The sequence below is a fragment of the Rhizobium sp. Root1212 genome (assembly GCF_001424985.1).
In the GTDB taxonomy this organism is placed as follows: domain Bacteria; phylum Pseudomonadota; class Alphaproteobacteria; order Rhizobiales; family Rhizobiaceae; genus Pararhizobium.
Genome location: NZ_LMDA01000026.1, coordinates 116,936 through 140,856 on the forward strand (window position 1 = coordinate 116,936; position 23,921 = coordinate 140,856).

Below are 23,921 nucleotides of genomic sequence, written 5' to 3' on the forward strand. Positions count from 1 at the left end.
CAATGTCATCAACAATCTCATCCGGCCCGCCGAGCCGAATGTCGCAGCTTACCGCTCGAAGGGTTCTCCCAGCGAGGCGACGCCGTTGAGCTTCAGCAGGCGCCGGTCGGCGGAGATGATGCCGAGCACGAGGATGGTGACGAGGTAGGGCAGGCTCGACAGCAGCTGCGAGGGCAGGTCGAGGCCGGTTGCCTGCGCGGCAAGGCTCATCAGCGACACCGCGCCGAACAGGCAGGCCCCGAGGAAGATACGGCCCGTCAGCCATGTACCGAAGACGACCAGCGCGATGGCGATCCAGCCGCGTCCGGCGATCATGCCGTCGGCCCAGAGCGGCGTATAGATGACGGAGGCATAGGCGCCGGCAAAGCCCGCCATCATGCCGCCGAAGGCGACGGCGGCGACGCGCACGCCGATCACCGGATAGCCGATCGCATGCGCCGCCTTCGGGTTTTCGCCGACGGCGCGGATGACGAGGCCGGTCTTGGTGAAGGCGAAGGTCGCCCAGATGGCAAGCGTCGCGAGAAGCGACAGCCAGACGACGATATCCTGCGCAAACAGGCCGCCGACAACCGGCAGGTCGGAAAGGCCGGGGATGGCGATCTTCGGCAGGCCCTTCACCGTCAGGCTCTCATAGGTCTTGCCGAACAGGGCCGAAAGCCCCTGTCCGAGAATGCCGATGGCAAGCCCGGTCGCCACCTGATTGGCGCGAAAGCCGAGCGCGATCAGCGCGAAGATCAGCGATAGGGCAGCACTTGCGAAGCCGGCGGCGATGAAGCCGAGGAAGTGCCCGCCGCCATGATAGACAATGATGAAGGCGATGACGGCGCCGACCGCCATCAGCCCCTCGACGCCGAGATTGAGCACCCCGGCGCGCTCCACCACCAGTTCGCCGAGGGCGGCGAGCAGGAAGGGGGTGGCGGCCGCCAGCATGCCGGCAAGGATGAACTCGATGGCGTTCATGGCGCGCTTCCTTCGGCGGCTTTGGCATGGGGCCATTCGAGGCGGTAGCGCACGAAGGCGACGGCGACGAGATAGGCGAGCAGCAGGCTGCCCTGGAAGACGCGCACGGCGGCGATCGGCAGGTCTGCCGAAACCATGGCATTGTCGCCGCCGATATAGATCGCCGCCATCACCAGCGAGGAGACGATGATGCCGAGCGGATGCAGTGCCCCGAGATAGGCGACGATGATCGCGGCGTAACCATAGCCGGTGGAGATCGAGCGCTGCAGCTGGCCGAGCGGGCCTGCAACTTCCGCCGCCCCCGCCAGCCCCGCGGCAAAGCCGCCGATCAGCAGCGACAGCCAGATCGCCCAGCCCTCGTTGAAGCCGGCATAACCGGCGGCGCGCGGTGCGAGGCCACCGACCTGCAGCTTGTAGCCCATGAAACTCTTCTGCATGAACACCCAGGCGGCGAGCGACAGCGCCAGCGCGATCAGCAGCGAAACGTTGACGCGGGTGCCGTCGATCAGGAGCGGCACCATGGCGTCATACTGGAACATCACCGATTGCGGGAAGTTGAAGCCGTTCGGGTCCTTCCACGGGCCGAGCAGCAGATAATAGAGCAGTTGCGCGGCGACGAGGCTCAGCATCAGCGAGACGAGGATTTCATTGGCATTGAGTTTGACGCGCCAGAAGGCTGTGATCGAAGCCCAGAGCGCGCCGCCGATGGCGCCGAGAAGTAGCATCGCCGGCCAGATCCAGCCGCCGGTCGCCTCGGGAAACCAGATCGGAATGGCTGATGCGAAAATCGCGCCGAGGATGAACTGTCCCTCCGCGCCGATATTGAAGACTTTGGCGCGAAAGCCGATGGCGAGGCCCTGCGCGATCAGCAGCAGCGGCCCGGTCTTCAACAGCACCTCGGAGAAGGACGACCAGGAAAGGAACGGCTCCAAAATCATCGCATAGACCACGGCGACCGGGTCACGGCCCATGATGCTGTAGAGGATGAGATTGAGAATGATGGCCGCGGCAAGTGCCAGCGGCGGGGCAAGAAGAGTGGCTTTCAGTGAAGCGCGCTGGCGGCGGACGAGCGTGGGCAGGATCATGCGGTGGCTTTCTGCGGCTTGGCGCCGATCATGTAGCGGCCGACCTCTTCGACCCGTGTGTCGCGGGTGACGAGCGGCGGGCTGAGCGTGCCGTGATAGAGCACCTGCAGCGTATCGCTGAGTTCGAACAGCTCTTCCAGTTCCTCGGAAATGACGAGGATCGCCATGCCTTCGTTGCGCAGCGCGATCAGCCGGCGGCGGATGGCCGAGGCAGCGCCGATATCGACGCCCCAGGTCGGCTGGGCGACGAACAGCAGCTTCGGCGCCAGCATGATTTCGCGGCCGACGATGAATTTCTGCAGGTTGCCGCCCGAAAGGGCGCCGGCTTCCGCCTCGGGGCCGGGGGTGCGCACGTCAAAATCGCGGATGCAATCCTTGGCGAAGGCGGTGGCGCGGGCCGTGTCGACGAGGCCGTTTTTCACCAGCTTCAGCGGGTGGGCGGTCAGGAGACCGTTCAGGGTCAGCGACATTTCCGGCACGGCGCCGCGTCCCAGCCGGTCTTCCGGCACGAAGGCGAAGCCGAGTTCGCGGCGGGCGGCGGGTGCGAGGCGGCCGACATCCTTGCCCATCATCAGGATACGGTTTGCCTGATCGCGTCCGAGCGTTGTTTCGCCGGAAATCAGCGCGGCAAGCTCGCTCTGGCCGTTGCCGGAAACGCCGGCAATGCCGAGAATTTCGCCGGAACGCAGGCTGAGGCTGATATTGGAGAGCGGCACGGCGAACGGATCGTCCGGCGTGGTCGAGAGGCTGTTGATTTCGAGCCTGATATCGCCGCCTTTGGTTTCCACCGCCGGCATCGGCTCGGGCATGTCGCGGCCGATCATCATGCGCGCGAGATCGTGGGCGTCATGCTCGCGCGGATCGATATTGCCGGTGACGCGGCCGGCGCGCAGGATAGTGGCCCGGTCGCAGATCGCCCGGATTTCTTCGAGCTTGTGGGAAATGAACAGGATCGACACGCCGCCGTCGCGCAGGCGGCGCAGCGTGTCGAACAGCTTTTCGACGAGTTGCGGCGGCAGCACCGAGGTCGGCTCGTCGAGGATCAGCAGCTTCGGGTCGGTCATCAGGCAACGGATGATCTCCACCCGCTGTCGTTCGCCGACGGACAGCGCATGCACATGGGCGAGCGGATCGACCTCCAGCCCGAAATCGCGGCCGAGCGCGCGGATGCGGGCAATGAGGTCGGCCGTCTTGCCCGGCACGACGAGGCGGATGTTTTCCACCACCGTCAGGGTCTCGAACAGCGAGAAATGCTGGAAGACCATGCCGATGCCCCGCCGCCGCGCCTCGGCGGGCGAGGCAAGGTTCAGGGGCTCTCCCTGCCAGACGACGCTGCCACCGTCCGGCTGTTCGACGCCGTAGATGAGTTTCATCAGCGTCGATTTACCCGCCCCGTTTTCTCCGAGGATCGCATGGATCGACTTGTCGGCCACGTCCAGGTCTATCTCCTGGTTGGCCTTGATCGGCCCGTAGCTCTTCGAAATGCCGCGCAGCGACAGGAGGGGCGGGGTCATGGGTACTTACTTCGGCAGCGGGGTGGTCACGCCCTTGACGTGCCAGTCCATGGCGACGATCTCGGGATCGGTCATGGTCGCGCCCGCGGCCACGCCTTCGGTGCCGTCAGCCTTGGTGATCGGGCCGGTAAAGGGCGAGAAGCTGCCGTCGGCGATCTTGGCTTCGGTTTCCTTGATCTTGGTCATCAGATCGGCCGGGATGGCCGGGTTCCAGTCGACGACCTGCACCACCTTTTCGGCAACGCCGAGGAAGGCGTTGCGGCCCTTGAAGGTGCCGGCGAGGTGATCCTCGACCGAGGCCTTGAAGAAGGGCGACCAGTCGGTGGCGACGCAGCCGAGATAGGTCTTCTCGGCATATTTCTTCATCGAGGAATTGAGGTTGAACGAATAGACGCCGGCGTCCTCGCAAGCGGAGATGACGGAGGGCGTATCCTGCGCGTTGGAGAAGATCACGTCGCACTTCTGGGCGATGAGCGCCTTGGCCGCTTCCTGCTCCTTGGCCGGATCGAACCACGAATTGACCCAGACGACCGAGACTTCGATATCCGGCTTCACCGCCTGCGCGCCGAGCGTAAAGGCATTGATGGTGGTGATCAGCTCAGGGATGGCGAAGGCCGAAACCGAACCGAGCTTGCCGGTCTTGGACATGGCGGCGGCGGCCATGCCGAGCAGGTAGGAGCCCTGGAAGTACTTGGCGGCGAACGGCGTGAAATTTGGTGCGATCTGGAAGCCGGAGGCATGCAGCACGGTGACGTCGGGGTTGCGGCGGGCGATCTGCAGTGCGCCGTTCTGATAGCCGAAGGAGCCGGCGATCAGGAACTTGTTTCCGTCGGCGACGGTCTTGTTCATGATGCGGTCGGCATCCGGGCCTTCCATGATGTTTTCGAGCACGGTGACCTTCACCTTGTCGCCATAGGCGGCCTTGATCGGCTCGAGGCTGGCGGACAGCGCATGGCCCCAGCCGACATCGCCGATCGGCGAGGGCACGACGAGGGTGATGCCCAAAGGCTCGTCCGCGGCAAAGGCCATGCGGCCGCCAAGCGCGCCGGCAAGACCGGTGGCGGCTGCGGCCTTCATCAGGGTTCTGCGGGTCAGGTTGGTCATGGATTATCCCTCTGTTGGTTTTTTAAAATTCCACGGTGGCGAGTGCTGCTTCGGCATCCGCTGCAAGTTTCGCTTCGTCGAGACTGGGGAAAGCCCCGTCCTGCCAGACGATGCGGCCGTTGATCATGGTCATGTCGGTGGCCATGCCGATGCCGACACGCGGGATGAGGCTCAACGGGTCGTGCCGGGTGCCGACATAATCCATGCGCCGGGTGTCGATGGCAAAGAGATCGGCAGCCATGCCGGGCGCGAGCCGGCCGATGTCGTTGCGGCCCAGCAGGCTTGCGCCGCCGGTGGTGCCATAGCCGAGGAAATCGACTGGTGGCGGCACCGGGTGGCTGCGGGTGGAGGCGACGAGGCATTGCAGCATATAGGCCGAATGCAGGCAGTGCATCAGGTTGGAATTGTCGTTGGAGGCCGCACCATCGCAGCCGATGCCGACGCGTAAGCCGAAGGCCGCCATGGCCGGGATGTCGGTGACTTCGGCGCCGACCAGATAGACCGGCTCGGGGCAATGGGAAACGCCGGTGCCGCTTGCCGCCATCGTCTTCAGCTCGTCGTGGGTCAGTTCCCAGCAATGGGCGTAGAAGGCATCTTTGCCGGCAAAGCCGATCTCTTCGAGATAATCGACGGTGCGCTTGCCGTGGCGGGCGAGAATGACCGGGCTTTCGCCTTCGCCGACATGGGTGTGCATGAACACGCCCTTGTCCCGCGCCAACGCCACGGATTCGACGAAGGTCTCACGGTAGCAGTTCACCGGCTGGCAGGGCGCGACGACGACCTGGCGCATGCTGAAGGGGCTGGCGTCGTGATAGGCGTCGATCAGCCGGGCGCAATCGGCGATGAACTCGTCCGTCGTCTCCAGCATCTCGTCGGGAATGGTGGAGCCTTCCGATTTCGGCAGCGTGTTGCCGCCACGACCGGCGTGAAAGCGCATGCCGAGCAGATCGGCCGCCTCGAATTGCCGGTCGATCAGCCGCTTTCCGGCATGGCGGGGGAAATTATACTGGTGATCGAAGGCGGTGGTGCAGCCGTGCTTGATCAGCTCCGCCATGGCGGTGACCGAGGAATGGTAGAAGCATTCCTCGTTGAGCTGCGAGAAGATCGGGTAGATCTTGTCCAGCCACTCGATGACCGAGAGCTTGGTCCAGTCGAGATCGGCGCGGTTGCGCACGAAGCACTGGAAGAAATGGTGGTGGGTATTGACGAGGCCGGGATAGATAAACCAGCCGGTGGCATCCTGAACCGTGGCCGCAGCGGGAGCGATGAGGTTTTCCCCGATCGCCTTGATCGCCGGTCCTTCGGTCAGCAGATCGACATTGCGGCGGACCGCCGGTCCCTTCCCCTCATCGACGATAACGGCGGCGCAGTTTTTAAGGAGAATGCCGCTCATACCTTGCTTTCCTCGACCGTGGGTTCGGCCTTCAGCTCATGCAGCCGGTGGACGCCGGGCATTTCGATGAAGCGGTCGAGCGAACGCAGCCGGCGCGACCAGAGGCGGATCGCCGGATAGGCATCGAGCGAAACGCCGCCATCCGGCGCCAGCGCCACATAGGGGAAGCAGGCGATATCGGCGACGGTCGGCCGGTCGGCGGCGAGGAAGCGCATGCCGCGCTCCGCCTGCTCGACAAGGCCGAGTTCCAGCTCGCGCAAGGCTGCCACACCTTGGCGCTGCAGCGCGTCGATATCGCCGGGCCGCAGCAGCATTTCATGCAGGCGTGCGCCGCCGAGGCTTGCCGTCAGCCGGCCGGAGAAGGACAGCCATTGCTGCACGCGGGCCGCCTCTTCCGGTTTGTCGCTGGCCAGCCATTCCGGGCCAGCCTTGGCGGCGAGATAGACGAGGATCGCCGAGGATTCGGTGAGGATAAGATCGCCATCCTGAAGGATCGGGATCGAGCCGGCGGGATTGAGCGCCAAGAGTTCCGGGCCGCGATGTTCGAGGCCGGGATGGAAATCGACGGGACGGATATCGAGCGAAACGCCGCTCAGCGCTGCCATCAGGCGAACCTTGTAGCAACTGGGCGAGAGGATGTAGTCGTAGAGCTTCATTATTGCGCCACCAGCTGCGCGCCATAGGTATAGTTGTGGCGCTTGAGCCAGCGCCGGTAGGCGACCGAGGTCAGGTCCGCCCGTGTCGGGATTTCCATGCCGGGATCGAGCGGCAAGAGTCGCGGGATCTGGTTTTCCAGGATCGAGCGGTCCTGCAGGAAGATCGTCTGCTGGAAATGGATGAGATCGGTCATCGGGGTGTCGTCGTCGAACAGCGCCATCCACGGCCAGACGTCGCACAGCTCTTCCGTCAGCGGCTGCACGAACAGCGTGATCACATCCCATTCGCTCGGGCGCGGCGGGCAGGTCTTGTAAAGCACCGAGCAGGTGGGGGCGGGCACGCGGTACATATATTCGGTGGTGATGCCGCCGCTTGCGGATTTCGCCGCCTGCGGCTGGTAGAATTTCACCTGCGTCGCCCAGACCTCATCGACGTCCTCGCGGATTTCCACCTTGTAGCTCTGCACTTCCGTATGGGGCTCGGCGCCGAGGATATCTGTGTGCACGAAGGGGAAATGGGCGATATCGAGGAAATTTTCGACCGCGCGCAGCGGCGAGCAGCGCACCCGGACCACGCCGACATCGACATAACGCCGGCCGGGCTGGTCTGCCTCGGGGATCGGGAAGACCTCCTTCTTCGGTTCGCCGAGCGAGGTCCAGACATGGCCGTAGCGGATGCGGACAGGGAGGGTGCGGCCATTGCCGCCCGTCACTTTCGCCTGACCGTCGGCATCGGTAGCGACGACGATCGGTTCGCCCATCAAGAGGGTGTTGCGGCCGGCGGTATCGAGCTGGGCGGCGATGCCGACCGGATACCATTCGTCGATCATCGCTTGCATGCTCATGATGCGATCCCCTTCTTCTGAAGATCTTCCGCCGCCCGCCGCAGGCTCTCGGCTTCGCGCGAAGCGGCGATGCGGTCGGCCGGGCTCGTTTCGCCCTTCAAGAGCACATGGATCAGCGTCTGTCCGTCATTGCGGGCAGACACGAGAAGACAGAGCGTTCCGCCGGCCGGCTCGATCAACCCTTCGGCGCTCGCCTTGGTGCCAGCGGCGGTCTCGATGGCGGAAATGCCGGCATCGGTCGTCATCGAGCGCAGGGGGGTGAGGCCTTCGAGAACAGGCGGCTTCGTTTCGGTTTCATCCGCCGCCACCCAGATCACGCCACCGGCTTCCTCGACCGCGAAAGTCCTGGCGCGGATCGTTTCCGGTGGCGTCAGGCCGGGATGGGCGGGAATACGGATGCAGTTGCCGCCCTGCGCATAGCTCCAGCCATGATAGATGCAGGACAGCGCCTCGCCGCGCACGAAGCCGTGCGACAGGCTCATGCCACGATGGGGACAGCGATCGGCGGAGGCAGAAAGGCGTCCGCTTTCGCTGCGCCACAGGGCAATCGACCCGGCGGAAATCCGCGCCGGAATGACGGTTCCCGCCGGCAGATCGGCGGAAAGGGCGACTGGCGTCCAGGAGCCCGTCGTATCGGAGTGCATGGAATGACTTTCTAAGCAGCATCAAGACCTTGCCGGGCAGGGGGCACGGCGCTTCCGCTGTCCGACGGGGGTCACGTTTGCATAATTATTTCGCAATGGCAACAATGATGAAATAAGATGCACAGGTTGTGTGGATGGCCGTTTTCGCGCATTCGGATCGGTGCGGGGATGGCCGCGCAAATCGTCCGTCAGGCGGCCTCCAGCGTCTGACGCTCGATCGTCTCGACCCAGACCTCGATCGGCCCGAGCGAACAGCCCATTTCCATCATGTCGATCAGCTCTTCGGGGCCGGACAGTTCAAGCTCGATCCGGTCGGGACCGGAGTGGGAAATCGCCTGCGACAGGCCGAGCTTGGCCGCGTGGCGGCGTATCCACGGCAGGAAGGTTTTGGGCTCGAGATCGCCCGATATGGTCATGCGTTCCCGCAAAATCTGCTGCTCCGTCGTCAAGGTTCAGATTTCCTTTTCGCCCCCGATGCGGCCGGACGTCAAGCCGTCAGCACCTCTTCCAACACCTGCGCATGGTTGAATTCCCTGTTGCGGGAGCCGTAAAGCAGCGTCACCTTGCCGGCGGCGACGCGTTTGCGCAGTTCGTCGATGGCCGGATTGTCCTTGAGTTCGGCCCGGTAGCGGTGGCAGAACTCGTCCCATCGCTCCGGCTTGTGATCGAACCAGCGGCGCAGTTCCGATGTCGGGGCTACATCCTTCATCCATTCGCTGAAGGCGGCCTTTTCCTTGGAAATACCGCGCGGCCACAGGCGGTCGACGAGAATACGCTCGCCGTCATCGGCTTTCGGTTCGTCATAAACACGCTTGATCGCCACGGACATGATGTGGACCTCCCCGGCGATCTTGTCGCCCGGCGGTGCGGGTGTAAAGACGAGGTTTGCGCTTTTAGAGCAGAGGCTACCCACTTGCTCCACCTTCTCCCCGAGGGGAGAAGGGAGGAACTATGCCCGCCCTTTCGCGCCCCATCACCCCCGCCGCCGCTGTAGCGCGGCCAGAACCGAACGCTCCGATTTCACCAGATAGGCATCGAGTGCCGCGAGTGCCGCCACGGTGTCGCCGCGCTCCATATGCTCCAGCAACGTGACATTCAGCGCGATGTATGGCTCGTGCAGATGGCTGGTATCCTCCAGCTGTCCGAACACCAGCCGCAGTTCCGCCAACACCAGATCGAAGCCGGCGCTGAGGCGCGGGCTGTCGCAAAGCTCGACCATCGCGCGGTGAAACTCCATGTTGAGCGTGCCGACACGGCGCCAGTCATCGTCGGCGCGGGCAGTCTCGGCCTCCGCCGCCAACGCCCACATCCGGGCAAGCGCCGGATGGCCGGGGCTTGCCGCCTGCACGGCGCCTTTCTGGATCACGCTGCGCACCCGGTAGATATCGATGACATCGGCTTCATCAGGCGCCGCGACGAAGGCGCCGCGATTGGGGATGTGGGTGAGCAGGCCCTGGCTTGACAGCAGACGGAAGACCTCGCGCAGCGTGTTGCGCGAAATGCCGAACTGGCTGGCCATCTGCTGTTCCGAAAGCTTTTCGCCCGGCTTGAATTCGCCCGAAATCAAGAGGCGGCGGATATCCGCCGATATCTTCGCCACCAGCGATTGCTCGTCGTCCTGTCCGGGCTTGTTGGTCATGCGCGTCTCGTGCGGCTTTGTTGAATAAGATGAGTTATGGAACTTGCCTAGGCGATCCGGGCATCCGGGTGTAGCATTTTCCCACCGGATTCCGTGACATCAAGATTGTTGAACAATATTTATTGTGTTATTCAACAATCCATCCAACTTATCGAACGGGGTATGGCATGGCAAGCATCGATCTCAACAGCGATCTGGGAGAAGGTTTCGGCCCCTGGCCGATGGGCGACGATGCGGCGATGCTGGCCCTCGTCACCAGCGCCAACATCGCCTGCGGCTTCCATGCCGGCGATCCCGCGGGCATCCTCAAGGTGCTGAAGGTGGCTGCGGCGCGCGGCGTTGTCGTCGGCGCCCATGTCGGCTACCGCGATCTCGTCGGCTTCGGCCGCCGCAACATGGACCCTTCGAGCGAGGAACTGATCGGCGATACCATCTACCAGATCGGCGCGCTGCAGGGGCTGGCAAAGGCCGCCGGAACCACGGTACGCTACGTGAAACCGCACGGCGCTCTTTATAATACCATCGCCAGCGACGCCCGCCAGGCGGCCGATGTCATCGCCGGCATCAAGGCGGTCGATCCGTCGCTGATCCTGATGGCGCTGGCCGGTGCGCCAATCGTCGAACAGGCGCGAGCGGCGGGCCTCACCGTCGTCTGCGAGGCCTTTGCCGATCGCGCCTATAATGCCGATGGCAGCCTCGTCAGCCGCCGCCTGCCCGGCTCCGTCATCCACGACCCGGCCGAGGTCGCCACGCGCATGCTGCGCATGGTCAACGAAAAGCGCATTACCGCCATCGATGGCACCGATATCGCGCTCGATGCGCAATCGATCTGCATCCACGGCGATACCGCAACCGCCGTCGCCATCGCCTCCACCCTGCGCGACACCCTCGCCGCCCGCGGCGTGACGCTCAAATCCTTTGCCGACCATGGCTGAGCGGCTGCGTTTCCTGCCCGCCGGCAGCGACAGTTTCATGGTCGAGCTTGCCGACCTCGAATCCACGCTGACGCTGCTCGACCGGATGCTCGCGGCCCCGCCGGAAGGTGTCTTCGAGACGATTCCGGCCGCGCGCACGCTGATGGTCCGCTTCGATCCGCTGGTGACCGACCGCGCCCGGCTTTCGGCCTATATTCGCGGCCTCGATCTCACCGAGCGCAGCGCCCGCGAAGGCGAGCTGTTCGAGATACCGGTGACCTATGATGGCGAGGATCTCGCCGATGTCGCCGACATCCTCGGCTGGACGGTCGAGGACGTCGTGCGCCGCCACACGGCCGCGACCTATACGGTGGCGTTTACCGGCTTTGCGCCGGGCTTTGCCTATATGACGGCTGATGATCCGGGCTTCGACGTGCCGCGCCGCAAGAGCCCGCGGGTGCGCATTCCGGCCGGCGCCGTCGCGCTCGGCGGCAAGTTCGGCGGCATCTATCCGTCCGACAGTCCCGGCGGCTGGCAGCTTCTCGGCAGGACGCCGCTGAAGATGTGGGACACCAGCCGGCCACGCGCCGCGCTGCTGGCGCCGGGCGACCGGGTGCATTTTCGCGATATGGCCAAGGGGGCGACGGTCGGATTCGTGCCCTCGATACAACATGATGTTGATGCCGTGTCGCCCCACCACCCTCTGGCGGCTGCGCCGACATCTCCCCCTCAAGGGGGGAGATTGGAGTATGAGGGCGCCTCTCGGCCAATCTCCCCCCTTGAGGGGGAGATGCCCGGTAGGGCAGAGGGGGGTAAAGCCGCAAACTCTGCACGCGCCGCCACCCCTCCCCTCCCCTCCCCCGGAAAAATTTTCTCGGAAACAGCCGGCCTCCGCGTCCTGCGCGCCGACCGCCCGGCGCTCTATCAGGATTTCGGCCGCGCCGGTCGCGCCGATCAGGGCGTCGGTGAATCCGGCGCGCTCGACCGGCTGGCGATGCAGGAGGCCAATCTAACCGTCGGCAATCCGCGAGAAACCGCCGTCGTCGAAGTGACCTTCGGCGGCTTCGCCATCGAGGCGGATGAACCGGTAACGCTTTCCGTCTTCGGAGCCCCCTCCCCTCTCCGCATCGATACCGCCGATGGGCGCCAGATCGCCGCTCCCTTCGCCCGCGCCTTCGCGCTCGATGCCGGCGACCGGCTGACGCTCGACGCGCCCGCGGAAGGCATGCGCAGCTATCTGGCATTGCGCGGCGGCTTTGCCGTGGAGCCGGTGCTCGGTTCCGCCTCGACCGATACCCTGGCCAAGGTTGGCCCGCCGCCCATCGTCGCGGGCGATCGGCTCATGCTCGCCGGAAACAGGGCCGCGGCCGTCGATCCCGCCCCTGCCCTTCCCTCCCCCCTGCCGCGCGCCGGCGATGTGGTGAGGCTCGACGTCATCCTCGGCCCGCGCACGGACTGGTTCACGCAAAAGGGTCTCGACACCTTCATCGCCCAGGAATGGACTGTCACGGCGGAATCGAGCCGTGTCGGCATGCGTCTCTCCGGCCCCTCCCCGATCGAGCGGCGCGATCAGGCCGAGCTTCCCTCGGAAGCCACCGCCATCGGCGCGATCCAGGTGCCGCATACCGGCCAGCCGGTGCTGTTCCTCGCCGATCATCCGCTGACCGGCGGTTATCCGGTGATCGGCTCGGTCGCCCGCCACCATCTCGATCTCGCCGGGCAGATCCCGATCGGCGCCCGCATCCGTTTCAACCCGATTGCCGGCTTCGACCCGGAAGACGCAGAAAGCCTGACCCGATGAAAAAGCTGCTCATCGCCAATCGCGGCGAAATCGCCATCCGCATCATCCGCGCCGCCCGCGATTACGGTATTGCGTCCGTCGCGATCTATTCGGACGCCGATGCCGCGTCGCTTCACGCCGAACTGGCCGACGAAGCCTACGGCCTCGGCGCCGGCCGCGCGGCCGACACCTATCTGAACATCGACAAGATCATCGGCATCGCCAAACGTGCCGGCGCCGATGCCGTGCATCCGGGCTATGGTTTCCTCTCCGAGCGCGCCGAGTTCGCCCGTGCCGTTCTCGATGCCGGCCTCATCTGGGTCGGGCCGAAGCCCGAGGTGATCATGGCTCTAGGCGACAAGGTGGAGGCGCGGCGTATCGCCGAGAGGGTCGGCGCTCCCCTCGTCAAGGGTTCGGCGGGGCCGCTGGCCTCGGCGGCGGAAGCGGTCGCCTTTGCCCGTGAAGCCGGCCTGCCGCTGGCGATCAAGGCGGCCTTCGGCGGCGGCGGGCGCGGCATGAAGGTGGCGCACAAGCTCGAAGATGTCGGCGCGCTGTTCGACAGCGCCGTGCGCGAAGCGAAGGAAGCCTTCGGCCGCGGCGAATGTTACGCCGAACAGTTTCTGGAAAAGCCGCGCCATATCGAGGCGCAGGTCCTCGCCGACAGCCACGGCCATACCGTCGTGCTCGGCACACGCGATTGCTCGCTGCAGCGGCGAAACCAGAAGCTGGTGGAAGAGGCCCCTGCCCCCTTCATCACCGAGGAGCAGCGCGCCCGCATCCACGCGGCGGCAAAGGCGATCTGCGTTGCGGCCGGTTATACCAATGCCGGCACGGTAGAGTTCCTGCTGTCGCAGAATGGCGTTATCTCCTTCCTCGAAGTCAATACCCGCCTGCAGGTCGAGCATACGATCACCGAAGAGACGACCGGCATCGATATCGTCATCGAGCAGCTGCGCATCGCCGATGGCCTGCCGCTGTCGATCACCGAGACCCCTGCCCCCCGCGGTCACGCCTTCGAGTTCCGGATCAATGCGGAAGATCCCGGTCGCGGCTTCCTGCCGACACCGGGTCTCATCACCCGCTTTCGCCCGCCGTCCGGGCCGGGTGTTCGCCTCGACAGCGGCGTCGAGACGGGTTCGGAAATTCCCGGCCTTTACGATTCGATGATGGCCAAGCTGATCGTCACCGGCGCGACCCGCGAGGAAGCGCTGATCCGCGCCCGTCGCGCTTTGTCCGAATTCAAGATCGAGGGTGTCGCCTCGGTGCTGCCCTTCCACCGCGCCGTGCTGGAGAATGAGGCCTTTACCGGCGAAAACGGTTTTGGCGTCTTCACCAACTGGATCGAGACCGAGTTCCGTGGTGTCGAGCCGGAGCCGCGCATCGATCCCGTCGAGGGCGGCGTCATCCGGAGCTTCATCGAGATCGACGGCAAGCGCCATGCGCTCGGCCTGCCGGCCGCCCTGTTTTCCGGCCTCGCCGCCCCTGCCCCGATGTCCGCCGGCGCGGCGAAGGCGGCGGAAGGTGCGGTGATCGCGCCGATCTCCGGCACGCTGCAACAATGGCTGGTGGAGGATGGCGCCGAGGTTGCCGAAGGCGAGGCCGTAGCGCTCGTCGAGGCGATGAAGATGGAGACGCGGATTACCGCGCCGAAGGCCGGGCGGATCAGTCTGAAGGCTGAGGCCGGGACCGGTGTGAGCGTTGGGGCGGTGATCGCGCTGATCGGCTGATGACGGCGCCCTGCCCTGCGGTATGAATAACCATTTGAATCTTTAAAGAAAACGGAAACTGCCATGAAGCCCTACCCCATCACCCCGGCGCCGGAAGATGCCGCTGCCCGCAAGGCGATAGCGCCGGTGGTCTGCTATCCGGTCGAGACCCTGCCCCGCCCCGATCTCGCCGCCTATCGGGCGCTGCGTGATGATCTGACCCTCGTCGACCGCGTTACCGTGCCGCCGCGCGATGCCGCCTGCTGGACCGTTCCGGCCGGCCATTTCTGCCGCATCCTCTGCCGCGACGGCGCGCAGGTCGGCGATCTCAACCTGTTCAATGCCAATGATCTCAACGAACGTCTCTACACCGGCAAGACGCGGGCGCTGAACGGCACCCATGTCGGTCTCGGCGATCAGCTGTTTTCCAACTTCCCCTATCTGCGCCCGATCGCCACCATCACCCACGACACGCTCGACTGGTATGGCTTCGACGCCTTCGGCGGGGCAGTCCACGATGTCATCGGCACGCGCTGCGACCCCTACACCCACAATCTCTTGAGCCACGGCGACCAGTATCACCATTGCTGCCATTCGAACCTGACCCGCGCTTTTGCCGAAAAGACCGGCAAGCCGCTGAGGGAAGCCGAGACCTATATCCACGACGTGCTGAACGTCTTCATGTGCACCGGCTTCTCCCGCGATACCGGCCAGTATTTCATGAAGGCGAGCCCGGTGCGGCCCGGTGATTATCTGGAGTTCTTCGCCGAGATCGATCTTCTCGGCTGCATGTCCGCCTGCCCCGGCGGCGATTGCTCGGCCGAGCACTCCTCCGATACCGCCGCCTGCTATCCGATGGAGGTGGAGATCTACAAGCCGGCCGGCAAGCCGCAGGGCTGGGTGTCTCCCGCCGTCAACGGCTATGATCGCACGCACGGCGTTTGAAGCTTCGGTTGCCCTCGGGGGCACTTAAGATGGCCCCTCGGCTCAAGGCCGAGGGTGACGACGGAGGGAGCAAGAGGATGGGCGCCCTCTTGAGCTTCGGTAGGGTCGGAGTTGGTTGTCTCCCCTTTTCTTTCCGCATACTCCGTCATGCTCGGCCTCCGGGCCGAGCATCCATGCGAAACGGGGACAGGCGCGGCCCCATCCCATCTTCAGGTCGACTGCTCCTCCTGCGCCCGGTTGACAGCTGTCAACTTCCCTCCCCTCCGCCCCAAAAATCCGTTAACCTCTTGTTAACCAAAAACTCCTTGACGCGACTCGTGCGGTCCTGCACCCTCCTAACGGATTTTATCGGAAATATCCTTCCTCAGCGTAACTCGTATCCCGATCTGTAAACCGATCATCCCCGCGTATTTACTCGGGGTGTAGAATCGGCCGACAGTGGCGGAAACGGCGTTTCGCCGGCCGGTTGCCGGCCAGGAAGGCGGAAAGGACGTGACATGGACGAGGGCGTGATCGCAAGATCCGAGGATTGGCAGATGGCCGTTGAGGCAAATCAGGGTGGCGGGGCCGCAACGGCTGTTCCGGCCGACGAGGCGATCGCGGCGGATGCGCGCGCCTTGTCGCAGCAGCTGAAGGCGATGCGCGAGCGGCTGTTTCCGCCGGCCGCGCGCAAGACGCTGCGCAGCTTCACCTCCGGCGAGGCCGCCAAGCTGATCGGGGTTTCCGACGGTTACCTGCGCCAGCTGTCGCTGGCCGGCGAGGGGCCGCAGCCGGAAACCGGAACCGGCGGCCGCCGCTCCTATTCGCTCGCCGATATCAATGCCGTGCGCCGCCATCTCGCCGAGCAGGCGCTATCGAAGAGGAACGATGCCAAGGCCCGCTCCTACCTGAAATGGCGCGATCCGGCCCGCGGCGAGCACCTGCAGGTCATCTCCGTCACCAATTTCAAGGGCGGCTCCGGCAAGACCACCTCTTCCGTGCATCTGGCGCAATATCTGGCGCTGGCCGGCCACCGGGTGCTGGCGGTCGATCTCGATCCGCAGGCCTCGCTGTCTGCCCTGTTCGGCTATCAGCCGGAACTGGACCTCGACGGCAACGACACGCTCTATGGCGCGATCCGTTATGACAGCAGTGCCCGGCCGCTGAAGGAGATCATCCGCAAGACCTATTTCGACGGGCTCGATCTGGTGCCCGGCAATCTCGAGCTGCAGGAGTTCGAGCATGCGACGCCGCAGGCGCTGGCAAACCGGCAGAACGGCTCGGAAGCCGGGCCGCTGTTTTTCGCCCGCGTGCAGCAGGCCTTGGCGAGCGTTGCCGACGACTACGATGTCGTCGTGCTCGATTGCCCGCCGCAGCTCGGTTACCTGACGTTGTCGGCGCTCTGCGCCTCGACCTCGGTCGTCGTCACCGTGCATCCGCAGATGCTCGATGTCGCCTCCATGAACCAGTTCCTGTTCATGACGTCGGACCTGCTCAGCGTCGTGCGCGAGGCGGGCGGCGAATTGAACTTCGACTTCCTGCGCTATCTCGTCACCCGCTTCGAGCCGAATGACGGGCCGCAGACGCAGATCGTCGGTTTCATGCGCTCGCTGTTCGGTGACCGGGTGCTGACCTCGGCCATGGTGAAATCCACCGCGATCGCCGATGCGGGTCTCACCAAGCAGACGCTCTATGAAGTCGGCCGCGAGAATTTTACCCGCGCCACTTACGACCGGGCGCTGGAATCGCTGAACGCCGTCAACGGTGAAATCGAAGACCTCATCCACGCGGCATGGGGGCGCTGATCATGGCCGGCGGAAACCGAAAGAACGAATTACGCTCGCTGTTTTCCGGCGGACCGATCGCTCCGGCGGTCGTGCCGCCGCGTGCGCCGGAAACCAAATCCATGCTGGATGGCCCTGAGTTGACAGCTGTCAACTCGACCCCGGCGCCGGATCAGCCCCGCGCCTCCTCCGGCGCCGTCAAGGCCATGGGCCTGACGCTCGGCGCCATCACCCGCGAGGCGGAAGAGGCCCGGCATCTGCGACAGGCGCTGTCCGAGGGCGAGCGGGTATTGACGCTCGATCCGGCTGCTATCGATCAGTCCTTCGTTTCCGATCGCATGGGCGATGGCAGCGAGGAAGATGCCGATTTCCTGGCGCTGGTCGAAAGCATTCGGGCGGGTGGCCAGCAGTCGCCGATCCTGGTGCGGCCGCATCCGAAGGACGCCGGCCGCTACGAGACCGCCTATGGTCACCGCCGCCTGAGGGCCGCGCGCAAGCTCGGCATCAAGGTCAAGGCGATCGTGCGGCAGCTCAGCGATGACGAGCTGGTGCTGGCCCAGGGCAAGGAAAATGCCGAGCGGCGCAATCTCTCTTTCATCGAGCGGGCGCTGTTTGCCGAGGCGCTGTTGCTGCGCGGCTTTGATCGCAAGGTGGTGGGCGAGGCGCTGTCCGTCGACAAGACGGAACTGTCGCGGCTTTTACAGGTGGCGGAAGCCGTGCCCGAGCGTCTGGCGCGGCTGATCGGGCCGGCGCCGAAGGCCGGGCGCAATCGCTGGATGGCGCTGGCGGAGTTCTTGTCGTCGGAAGGCGCGCGGGTGCGGGCCATCGATGAGGCAACCAACGAGGCTTGCCGCGCTGCCGACAGCGATACGCGCTTTGCCATGGTGCTGGCGCGGCTGCAGAGCCGGGTCAAGCCGGAGCCGGTCAAGCCGGAAGAGCTGAAGGACGACGCCGGCCGGGTTTATGCGCGCCTGAAGCGTGGGAAGACCATGCGGATCGAATTTGCGGCCGGCACGGATGATGCGTTCTTCGAGGAGATCGCGGCGCTGGTGGCGGAGCGGTTTCGGGCGCGGAAGGGGGCTTAGCCCGTTGGTGAGGGACGACGGAAGGCGCGTCATCTCCCTTCTCCCCGTTTACGGGGAGAAGGTGCCTGAAGGGCGGATGAGGGGCGGTCAGCCTCGATGTAAATGGAGGGTTTGCCCCTCACCCTAACCCTCTCCCCGCTTGCGGGGAGAGGGGACGACCGGGGAGATAGGGACTAAGAATTCCGGGAAAGCTGTCGAAGCAAATCGCTTCCGGCCTCACCGAACAACTTCAGGCATCCACGGTCTTGCGACCCGCGGTGCCAACGCAGGTGGCAAAGCCCGGCTTTGCCAGGATCGAAACGAACTGAAAGGAAAACCAGAGCAAGAAAAAAGGCCTCCAAAACGTTACCATTCCGGAAGCCCTCTTCAATGTAGCAATTCGAGAGAATCACTTCCAACGGTCAAAGTCAAGAGTCGACGGCAGATTGTCGGTTCGACAAAGGTAATTGATTCCTGAAAAGGGAACGATTACCCGCAGCATGCGGATTACGTGGTCTCCTGACCGTATCGATCCGCGTGAACGATATTCTATGACTAAAACCAACGGTTCCGTTTGCGGCCGCTTGCCCTGCCAAAGGGGACGACAGCAATGGAAAGACTGGCAACGACGCCTTTTGGCGGCGCGCCTTTTCGCGCGCAAACCTTTGCCCTGCAAACCCGCGTGGCCCGGCGCCAGGAGGCGTTGAAGGCGGGTGAGGGCGGCAATGACACCGGCACGGCCGACAAATGGCAGCTGATCCGCGCGCTCACCGAGGCGCGCGAGGTCTTCGGCCTCTCGGATCGCAGCATCACCGTGCTGGAGGCGCTGGCAAGCTTCCACCCGGAGCGCACGCTGGATGGCGGTCAGCCGCTCATCGTATTCCCGTCCAATGCCGAGCTGTCGATCCGCACCCGTGGCATGTCGCCGGCGACGTTGCGCCGTCATATCGCCTTTCTGGTTGAGGCGGGCCTCGTGCTGCGGCGCGACAGTCCCAACGGCAAGCGCTTCTGCCGCCGCGACGACCACGGCCAGATGGAAGACGCTTTTGGCTTCGATCTGGCGCCGCTGGCGCTGGCTGCCGCCGATATCCATGCGACCGCCGAGCGCGTGCGGGCCGAGCAGCGCGTCATCAGCCGGCTCAGGGCCGAGGTGACGCTGCATCTGCGCGATATCTCCAAGCTGATCGCAACCGCGCTGGAAGAGGGCAGGGCAGGGGACTGGATGGGCTTTGCCGAGATGCTGGCCGGTCTTTCCGGCCGCGTGCGCCGTAATGCCGACCAAGTGTCGCTGGAGACGCGGCGCGACGGGCTGCTGCGGCTTCGGGCAGAGGTCGAGAATGCCTACCTCAATTCCCTCTCGGAACAAGAAATGAGCGCCAATGACTCCGGATCTGAGCGCCATATTCAGAATTCAAACACAGACCCTCATTTTGAAAAAAACGGCCAAGAAGTAGACAAAAGGGCGAAATCCGAAGATGGAGCCGTAGCTGAAGCGGGGATGAGAGCGCCTGAGGTGAAAACGGCTGACGGCAGAGGGGCCGATAGCCGGATGGGCGGCCTCAGCTTGAAGCGCTTCCTGTCGCTCTGCCCGGAAATCGCCAATTATGCCCGCAATGGCATCCGCACATGGCGTGATGCGATGGAAACGGCGGAACTGGTGCGCTCCATGCTCGGGGTTTCGCCGGATGCCTGGATGAAGGCGAAGGCGGCGATGGGCGAAACGGCGGCCGCCGTGACCATGGCCTTCATTCTGGAGCGGGCCGAGGCGATCCGCTCGCCCGGCGGTTATCTGCGCGATCTCACCCGCAAGGCCGAAACCGGCCAGTTCTCGGTGACGCCGATGCTGAAGGCGCTGGCCAATGCTAAAAATTGACGGGACGTTGAAAAACGGCGGCGGGTGTAATACCTTTGTAGAAACGATCATTACCGAGGTTTTCATGAGCACGACGGTTACCACCAAGGGGCAGGTGACGATCCCCAAGCCGGTGCGCGATTTTTTAGGGATCGTGCCGGGAACGCAGGTCGATTTTCACCGCGCCGCCGATGGCACGGTGGTCTTGACCCGCGCCGACCGCAAGACGCCGGCAAGCCGCTTTGCCCGGCTGCGCGGCCATGCCGGTTTGGGGCTCGATACCGATGCGATCCTGGCGCTGACGCGCGGTGAGCCGTGATCCTCGTCGATACCAATGTGCTGCTCGATGTGGTGACCAACGATCCCGTCTGGGCGGACTGGTCGGTCGAGCAGCTGGAGGCGGCCGCCCTGCGCGGACCGCTTCTCATCAACGATATCGTCTATTCCGAACTTTCGGTGCGCTATGAGCGGATCGAAAAGCTGGAAGAATTCATCGACGAAGCGGGGCTGGAGATGATGCCGTTGCCGCGCGCGGCTCTTTTCCTCGCGGCCAAGGTTTTCACGTCCTATCGCAAGGCCGGCGGCGCGCGAACGGGCGTTTTGCCGGATTTCTTCATCGGCGCGCAGGCGGCGGTGGAAGGGCTTGAGCTTTTGACCCGCGATACGGCCCGCTACCGCAGCTATTTTCCGACCGTGAAGCTGATCGCGCCCGGAGAGTAGAAAGCGGCTTCCTATTCCGCGTCGTCGATCAGCCCGTCGAACACTTCCAGAAGCGCATTGACGATTGCCTGTCCCAGCGCATTGCCGGTTTCGGCAATGCGTTCGTCCGCGCCGTCGCGGGCGGCAAGGGCCAGATTGGCGCCCTGATCCGATACGATGGCGGCGGCGCGTTCGACCGCCCATTGGGCGAAATCGCTGCGGTTGGCGATGGTGGTGGTTTCCATGGATATCTCCCGGCCTGAAAATCGATGGGCCGGGAGATAACACGACATTCCCGTCAAGGCGACAGGGGAGGGGGCTCCGCTCAGACCACGAAGAAATCCGCAGCCGTCAGCTGGGCCGCGTTCGACAGGGTCGCAAAGCGGATGCCGACACCCGCACCTTTGCCGTCGGCGTCGTAGAAGAGATCGCCGGTGGTCTTGTTGTAGATGATGTAGTCGTCGGCATCCTGCGTCTGGGACGAGAGCTTGAAGAAATTCGCGTTCATCGCGCCGGTCTTGCCGAGCTTGGTGAAAATGGCGTCGTCGAGCTGGAAGCGGTCGTTGTTGCTGCTGCTGTTGGCGAAATCGACGATGGTGTCGCGGTTCGTACCAGCATTCAGCGCGGTGTTGAACAGGAAGCTGTCATGGCCGCCGCCGCCGGTGAGCCGGTCGTTGCCGAGCCCGCCCGCCAGCACGTTGGCGCCGCCATTGCCGGTGAGCGTGTTGGCGAGCGTGTTGCCGGTGCCATTGATGCCGGCCGTGCCGGTCAGGACCAGGTTCTCGACATTGGCCGACAGCGTGTGGGTCGCGCTGGAGCGCACGGTGTCGGTGCCCTGGTTCGCCGCCTCGACGATCGTATCGCCGCCGTCGGTGACATAGGTATCGTTGCCGGCGCCGCCGATCAGACGGTCGGCACCCGTGCCGCCGTCCAGCGTGTTGGCGGCCGTATTGCCGGTGATGACATTGGCGGCACTGTTGCCCGTGCCGTTGAGGGCGGCGGTCCCGAGGAGCGTCAGGTTTTCGAGATTGGCAGCAAGCGTGTGGGAGTCGCTGGAGCGCACCGTGTCAGTGCCCTGGTTGGCGTTCTCGACGATGGTATCGCTGCCATCGTAGACATAGGTGTCGTTGCCGAGGCCGCCGGCAAGGCGATCCTTGCCCTTGCCGCCGTCGAGTACATTGGCCCCGGCATTGCCGGTGAGATTGTCGTTATAGGCGCTGCCGGTCAGGTTTTCGATGCCGAGCGTGATATCGGGAATGCGCAGGCCCAGCTGTTCGTCGATCATCGCCGCAAAGGAGGAGAACAGCGTCGAGGAGGTGAAATCCTCTATCGACGTACCGCCCAGCAGGATTTCGACCAGTTCCGTCAGCACGCCGCCGGAGGCATCCCCGCCGCTGTTCAGCCAGAAGGCGCCAAGATTGGCGGTAACGGCTTCCTTGGAGGTCGAATAATCGGCGGTATCGCTACCGTTTCCGCCGACGAGGAAATCGAAGCCGGGGCCGCCGCGCAGGATGTCGTTGCCGTCGCCGGCGAACAGGAGGTCGATGCTTTCGCCGCCGTCGAGCGTGTCGTTGCCTTCACCGCCGATCAGCGTATCGATGCCGAGCTGGCCATAGAGCTTATCGTTGCCGCAGCCGCCGATGAGGGTATCGGAATAGCTCTTGGGCGAGGTCGGCAGATCGTCGTCGCAGCCGCAATCGTCATCGACATCATGGGAAGGCTTGAGTTCGCCGGTACCCGCCGGCACCAGCGAATTGGGATCGGTGTCGCCGAAGATCACATCGTCGCCGTCGCAGCCGTCGATCATATCTTCGCCGTCGCGGCCTTCGAGCCGGTTGGCGCCGTTGTTGCCGCGGATATCGTCGTCATATTGCGAGCCGACCACCTGCTCGATCGAGACATAGATGTCGCCCTCGGCATGGGAGGGCACGATGGTACCGAACTCGTTCGACATTCCCTTGCCGGACAGCAGGTTGACATTGACGCCGCCGGTGGCGCCCCGATAGGAAACCGTATCGATACCGGCGCCGCCGCTCAGGATGTCGGCGCCCTGACCGCCAATCAGAATATCGTTTCCGGCGCCGCCTTCGAGAATGTCGTCATCCTCTTCGCCATCCAGGGTGTCATTGCCGGAAGAGCCGTCGAGGAAATCGACGCCGATGCCGCCGAAGATGGTGTTGTTAGCGGCATTGCCCTGCAGCTCGTCGTCATAGTTGGAGCCGATGATGCCTTCGAAATTGACAAGCGTGTCCTTGTCGGTGGTGATGTCGTCGGTCGTGGTCTTGAGAAGGGCGATCTTGATGCCCTCCGTCGCCGAGGCGTAGCTGACGTAGTCGAAGCCGGCGCCGCCATCGAGGCGATCGCTGCCACCCGTGCCGCCACTGATCACCTCGGCGGCCGCGCCGCCGGTGATGGTGTCGTTGCCGCTGCTGCCTTCGAAGATTTCGATGGAGCGCAGCAGCGACCATTGCGTCGAGACCTCGTTGGCGTCCATCACGCCATCGTCGTCGGTGTCGTCCCAGACTTTCCAGGTGGCGACCATGTCGGTTGCGGCGATCGTTTCCTTGAAAATCCCGGTGAAGATGGTCTTCAGAGCGGTGGACAGCAGGCTGGAGGCGAGGCCGATCTTCAGGCTGCCGGAAACACTGCCGTCGCCAGCGATGAAGCCATCGCTGCCGCCGCGGCCGTTAATGAAATCATGCCCTTCCGATGCATAGAAGTAATTGCCGATATCGTTGCCGGACAGCCGGTCGACGCCATCGCCGCCCTGGATATCCTCGATGCTGGTGTAGGTATCGCCGAGCGCCGTGCCGCCACCCTTGCCTGTCGCCAGATCGACAATCAGCATGGGTGCATCGACATAGGAGGTTAACGTATAGCTGACGCGGTCACGCCCGCTGCCGCCGTCGATGGTGTTCGTCGAGCCGGTCGAAAAATGGGCGATCATGAAGACATCGTCGCCATCGCCGCCATCGAGAATATTTTTGCCGTCCAGATCGAAGAGCAGGTCGTTGCCGTCGCCGCCGTAGAGCCGGTCGTTGCCGGCCTGGCCGAACAGCTGGTCGTCACCGCCCTCGCCATAGATGAAATCGTCGCCATCGCCGCCGTAGATCTCGTTGTCGATGAAGCTTCCGCGGATGATGTCCTTGAATTGCGTGCCGAAATACTGGAAATCGACATTGGTCAGAACGACAGTTGCCATGAATTTTCCCCCAAAAATTATTGATATCTATCTATGCGATGAAGGGGCTGCGCTGCGCAGCGCCGATATTTCCCAAGAAAAACAAGAAAATGGCTTCCTGGCATCCCCCAAATGAGGGTATCGGCGGCAGTAATTTCTACCGCCGGCTGCACGGGC

22 protein-coding genes are annotated in these 23,921 nt (G+C 64.2%); 9 read left to right on the forward strand and 13 right to left on the reverse strand.

Translation table 11 applies throughout. From position 1 onward, the window contains the following. Positions 1 to 48: 48 nt before the first annotated feature. From ASC86_RS22930 to ASC86_RS22980, 11 genes are all read right to left on the reverse strand, one after another. Entirely contained in the window at positions 49 to 960 is a 912-nt protein-coding gene (locus ASC86_RS22930; protein ID WP_056326797.1) for an ABC transporter permease, read from the reverse strand. After that, on the reverse strand, positions 957 to 2,045 hold the full coding sequence (locus tag ASC86_RS22935; RefSeq protein ID WP_056326798.1) for an ABC transporter permease: 1,089 nt from the start codon (positions 2,043 to 2,045) through the stop codon (positions 957 to 959). The genes ASC86_RS22930 and ASC86_RS22935 overlap by 4 nt, the downstream gene beginning before the upstream one ends. Further along, entirely contained in the window at positions 2,042 to 3,559 is a 1,518-nt protein-coding gene (locus ASC86_RS22940) for an ABC transporter ATP-binding protein (RefSeq protein ID WP_056326800.1), read from the reverse strand. Before ASC86_RS22940 ends, ASC86_RS22935 begins: the two co-directional genes overlap by 4 nt. A 6-nt stretch (positions 3,560 to 3,565) precedes the next feature. Then, on the reverse strand, positions 3,566 to 4,663 hold the full coding sequence (locus ASC86_RS22945; protein ID WP_056326803.1) for a BMP family ABC transporter substrate-binding protein: 1,098 nt from the start codon (positions 4,661 to 4,663) through the stop codon (positions 3,566 to 3,568). A gap of 22 nt (positions 4,664 to 4,685) precedes the next feature. Further along, positions 4,686 to 6,056, reverse strand: a complete 1,371-nt coding sequence (locus ASC86_RS22950; protein ID WP_056326805.1) for an amidohydrolase — start codon at positions 6,054 to 6,056, stop codon at positions 4,686 to 4,688. Continuing rightward, positions 6,053 to 6,712, reverse strand: a complete 660-nt coding sequence (locus ASC86_RS22955; protein WP_056326807.1) for a glutathione S-transferase family protein — start codon at positions 6,710 to 6,712, stop codon at positions 6,053 to 6,055. Before ASC86_RS22955 ends, ASC86_RS22950 begins: the two co-directional genes overlap by 4 nt. Next, the gene (locus ASC86_RS22960) at positions 6,712 to 7,557 is read right to left on the reverse strand and encodes an aromatic ring-hydroxylating dioxygenase subunit alpha (RefSeq protein WP_056326809.1); all 846 of its coding nucleotides are present in this window, start codon (positions 7,555 to 7,557) and stop codon (positions 6,712 to 6,714) included. The genes ASC86_RS22955 and ASC86_RS22960 overlap by 1 nt, the downstream gene beginning before the upstream one ends. Further along, entirely contained in the window at positions 7,554 to 8,201 is a 648-nt protein-coding gene (locus tag ASC86_RS22965; protein WP_056326811.1) for a Rieske (2Fe-2S) protein, read from the reverse strand. The genes ASC86_RS22960 and ASC86_RS22965 overlap by 4 nt, the downstream gene beginning before the upstream one ends. 188 nt (positions 8,202 to 8,389) lie before the next feature. Beyond that, positions 8,390 to 8,617: a hypothetical protein gene (locus ASC86_RS22970; protein WP_056326954.1), complete on the reverse strand. Its 228-nt coding sequence runs from the start codon at positions 8,615 to 8,617 to the stop codon at positions 8,390 to 8,392. A 71-nt stretch (positions 8,618 to 8,688) separates the two neighbouring features. Next, positions 8,689 to 9,114: a DUF488 domain-containing protein gene (locus tag ASC86_RS22975; RefSeq protein WP_244477679.1), complete on the reverse strand. Its 426-nt coding sequence runs from the start codon at positions 9,112 to 9,114 to the stop codon at positions 8,689 to 8,691. Positions 9,115 to 9,174: 60 nt separating this feature from the next. Then, positions 9,175 to 9,840: a GntR family transcriptional regulator gene (locus ASC86_RS22980; RefSeq protein ID WP_056326814.1), complete on the reverse strand. Its 666-nt coding sequence runs from the start codon at positions 9,838 to 9,840 to the stop codon at positions 9,175 to 9,177. A 167-nt stretch (positions 9,841 to 10,007) separates the two neighbouring features. On the opposite strand from ASC86_RS22980, the gene ASC86_RS22985 reads away from it, so the two are divergent. The 9 genes from ASC86_RS22985 (at position 10,008) to ASC86_RS23025 (ending at position 20,584) form a co-directional block, all read left to right on the forward strand. Continuing rightward, the gene (locus ASC86_RS22985; protein ID WP_056326816.1) at positions 10,008 to 10,775 is read left to right on the forward strand and encodes a 5-oxoprolinase subunit PxpA; all 768 of its coding nucleotides are present in this window, start codon (positions 10,008 to 10,010) and stop codon (positions 10,773 to 10,775) included. Next, positions 10,768 to 12,555, forward strand: a complete 1,788-nt coding sequence (locus ASC86_RS22990; protein WP_056326818.1) for an urea amidolyase family protein — start codon at positions 10,768 to 10,770, stop codon at positions 12,553 to 12,555. Before ASC86_RS22985 ends, ASC86_RS22990 begins: the two co-directional genes overlap by 8 nt. Next, positions 12,552 to 14,261 carry a biotin carboxylase N-terminal domain-containing protein gene (locus ASC86_RS22995; RefSeq protein WP_056326820.1) on the forward strand — a complete coding sequence of 570 codons (1,710 nt, stop codon included), beginning with the start codon at positions 12,552 to 12,554 and terminating at the stop codon, positions 14,259 to 14,261. The genes ASC86_RS22990 and ASC86_RS22995 overlap by 4 nt, the downstream gene beginning before the upstream one ends. A gap of 63 nt (positions 14,262 to 14,324) precedes the next feature. Next, positions 14,325 to 15,185: a DUF1989 domain-containing protein gene (locus ASC86_RS23000; protein WP_056326822.1), complete on the forward strand. Its 861-nt coding sequence runs from the start codon at positions 14,325 to 14,327 to the stop codon at positions 15,183 to 15,185. 536 nt (positions 15,186 to 15,721) lie between these two features. Continuing rightward, positions 15,722 to 16,969 (forward strand): plasmid partitioning protein RepA, encoded by a 1,248-nt coding sequence (gene repA / locus ASC86_RS23005; protein WP_056326956.1) that lies wholly within the window; start codon positions 15,722 to 15,724, stop codon positions 16,967 to 16,969. 2 nt (positions 16,970 to 16,971) lie between these two features. Then, complete coding sequence (gene repB / locus ASC86_RS23010) at positions 16,972 to 18,033, forward strand: plasmid partitioning protein RepB (RefSeq protein WP_056326958.1); 1,062 nt, start codon at positions 16,972 to 16,974, stop codon at positions 18,031 to 18,033. Between the two features lie 589 nt (positions 18,034 to 18,622). Further along, positions 18,623 to 19,885, forward strand: a complete 1,263-nt coding sequence (gene repC, locus ASC86_RS23015) for a plasmid replication protein RepC (protein WP_056326824.1) — start codon at positions 18,623 to 18,625, stop codon at positions 19,883 to 19,885. Between the two features lie 64 nt (positions 19,886 to 19,949). Further along, positions 19,950 to 20,183, forward strand: a complete 234-nt coding sequence (locus ASC86_RS23020) for an AbrB/MazE/SpoVT family DNA-binding domain-containing protein (protein ID WP_056326825.1) — start codon at positions 19,950 to 19,952, stop codon at positions 20,181 to 20,183. Further along, complete coding sequence (locus ASC86_RS23025) at positions 20,180 to 20,584, forward strand: type II toxin-antitoxin system VapC family toxin (protein ID WP_056326827.1); 405 nt, start codon at positions 20,180 to 20,182, stop codon at positions 20,582 to 20,584. The genes ASC86_RS23020 and ASC86_RS23025 overlap by 4 nt, the downstream gene beginning before the upstream one ends. 11 nt (positions 20,585 to 20,595) lie before the next feature. On the opposite strand, the gene ASC86_RS23030 is transcribed toward ASC86_RS23025, so the two are convergent. Together ASC86_RS23030 and ASC86_RS26970 are read right to left on the reverse strand one after the other, a co-directional pair. After that, the gene (locus ASC86_RS23030) at positions 20,596 to 20,808 is read right to left on the reverse strand and encodes a hypothetical protein (RefSeq protein ID WP_056326829.1); all 213 of its coding nucleotides are present in this window, start codon (positions 20,806 to 20,808) and stop codon (positions 20,596 to 20,598) included. An 80-nt stretch (positions 20,809 to 20,888) separates the two neighbouring features. Next, positions 20,889 to 23,765, reverse strand: a complete 2,877-nt coding sequence (locus ASC86_RS26970; RefSeq protein ID WP_056326832.1) for a calcium-binding protein — start codon at positions 23,763 to 23,765, stop codon at positions 20,889 to 20,891. Positions 23,766 to 23,921: the final 156 nt, after the last annotated feature.

What these genes read in the sequence shown, in the direction of transcription:
- ASC86_RS22930 (WP_056326797.1), bottom strand. Translation starts at nt 960, where the DNA reads ATGAACGCCATCGAGTTCATCCTTGCCGGCATGCTGGCGGCCGCCACC.
- ASC86_RS22935 (WP_056326798.1), bottom strand. Translation starts at nt 2,045, where the DNA reads ATGATCCTGCCCACGCTCGTCCGCCGCCAGCGCGCTTCACTGAAAGCC.
- ASC86_RS22940 (WP_056326800.1), bottom strand. Translation starts at nt 3,559, where the DNA reads ATGACCCCGCCCCTCCTGTCGCTGCGCGGCATTTCGAAGAGCTACGGG.
- ASC86_RS22945 (WP_056326803.1), bottom strand. Translation starts at nt 4,663, where the DNA reads ATGACCAACCTGACCCGCAGAACCCTGATGAAGGCCGCAGCCGCCACC.
- ASC86_RS22950 (WP_056326805.1), bottom strand. Translation starts at nt 6,056, where the DNA reads ATGAGCGGCATTCTCCTTAAAAACTGCGCCGCCGTTATCGTCGATGAG.
- ASC86_RS22955 (WP_056326807.1), bottom strand. Translation starts at nt 6,712, where the DNA reads ATGAAGCTCTACGACTACATCCTCTCGCCCAGTTGCTACAAGGTTCGC.
- ASC86_RS22960 (WP_056326809.1), bottom strand. Translation starts at nt 7,557, where the DNA reads ATGAGCATGCAAGCGATGATCGACGAATGGTATCCGGTCGGCATCGCC.
- ASC86_RS22965 (WP_056326811.1), bottom strand. Translation starts at nt 8,201, where the DNA reads ATGCACTCCGATACGACGGGCTCCTGGACGCCAGTCGCCCTTTCCGCC.
- ASC86_RS22970 (WP_056326954.1), bottom strand. Translation starts at nt 8,617, where the DNA reads ATGACCATATCGGGCGATCTCGAGCCCAAAACCTTCCTGCCGTGGATA.
- ASC86_RS22980 (WP_056326814.1), bottom strand. Translation starts at nt 9,840, where the DNA reads ATGACCAACAAGCCCGGACAGGACGACGAGCAATCGCTGGTGGCGAAG.
- ASC86_RS22985 (WP_056326816.1), top strand. Translation starts at nt 10,008, where the DNA reads ATGGCAAGCATCGATCTCAACAGCGATCTGGGAGAAGGTTTCGGCCCC.
- ASC86_RS22990 (WP_056326818.1), top strand. Translation starts at nt 10,768, where the DNA reads ATGGCTGAGCGGCTGCGTTTCCTGCCCGCCGGCAGCGACAGTTTCATG.
- ASC86_RS22995 (WP_056326820.1), top strand. Translation starts at nt 12,552, where the DNA reads ATGAAAAAGCTGCTCATCGCCAATCGCGGCGAAATCGCCATCCGCATC.
- ASC86_RS23000 (WP_056326822.1), top strand. Translation starts at nt 14,325, where the DNA reads ATGAAGCCCTACCCCATCACCCCGGCGCCGGAAGATGCCGCTGCCCGC.
- repA (WP_056326956.1), top strand. Translation starts at nt 15,722, where the DNA reads ATGGCCGTTGAGGCAAATCAGGGTGGCGGGGCCGCAACGGCTGTTCCG.
- repB (WP_056326958.1), top strand. Translation starts at nt 16,972, where the DNA reads ATGGCCGGCGGAAACCGAAAGAACGAATTACGCTCGCTGTTTTCCGGC.
- repC (WP_056326824.1), top strand. Translation starts at nt 18,623, where the DNA reads ATGGAAAGACTGGCAACGACGCCTTTTGGCGGCGCGCCTTTTCGCGCG.
- ASC86_RS23020 (WP_056326825.1), top strand. Translation starts at nt 19,950, where the DNA reads ATGAGCACGACGGTTACCACCAAGGGGCAGGTGACGATCCCCAAGCCG.
- ASC86_RS23030 (WP_056326829.1), bottom strand. Translation starts at nt 20,808, where the DNA reads ATGGAAACCACCACCATCGCCAACCGCAGCGATTTCGCCCAATGGGCG.
- ASC86_RS26970 (WP_056326832.1), bottom strand. Translation starts at nt 23,765, where the DNA reads ATGGCAACTGTCGTTCTGACCAATGTCGATTTCCAGTATTTCGGCACG.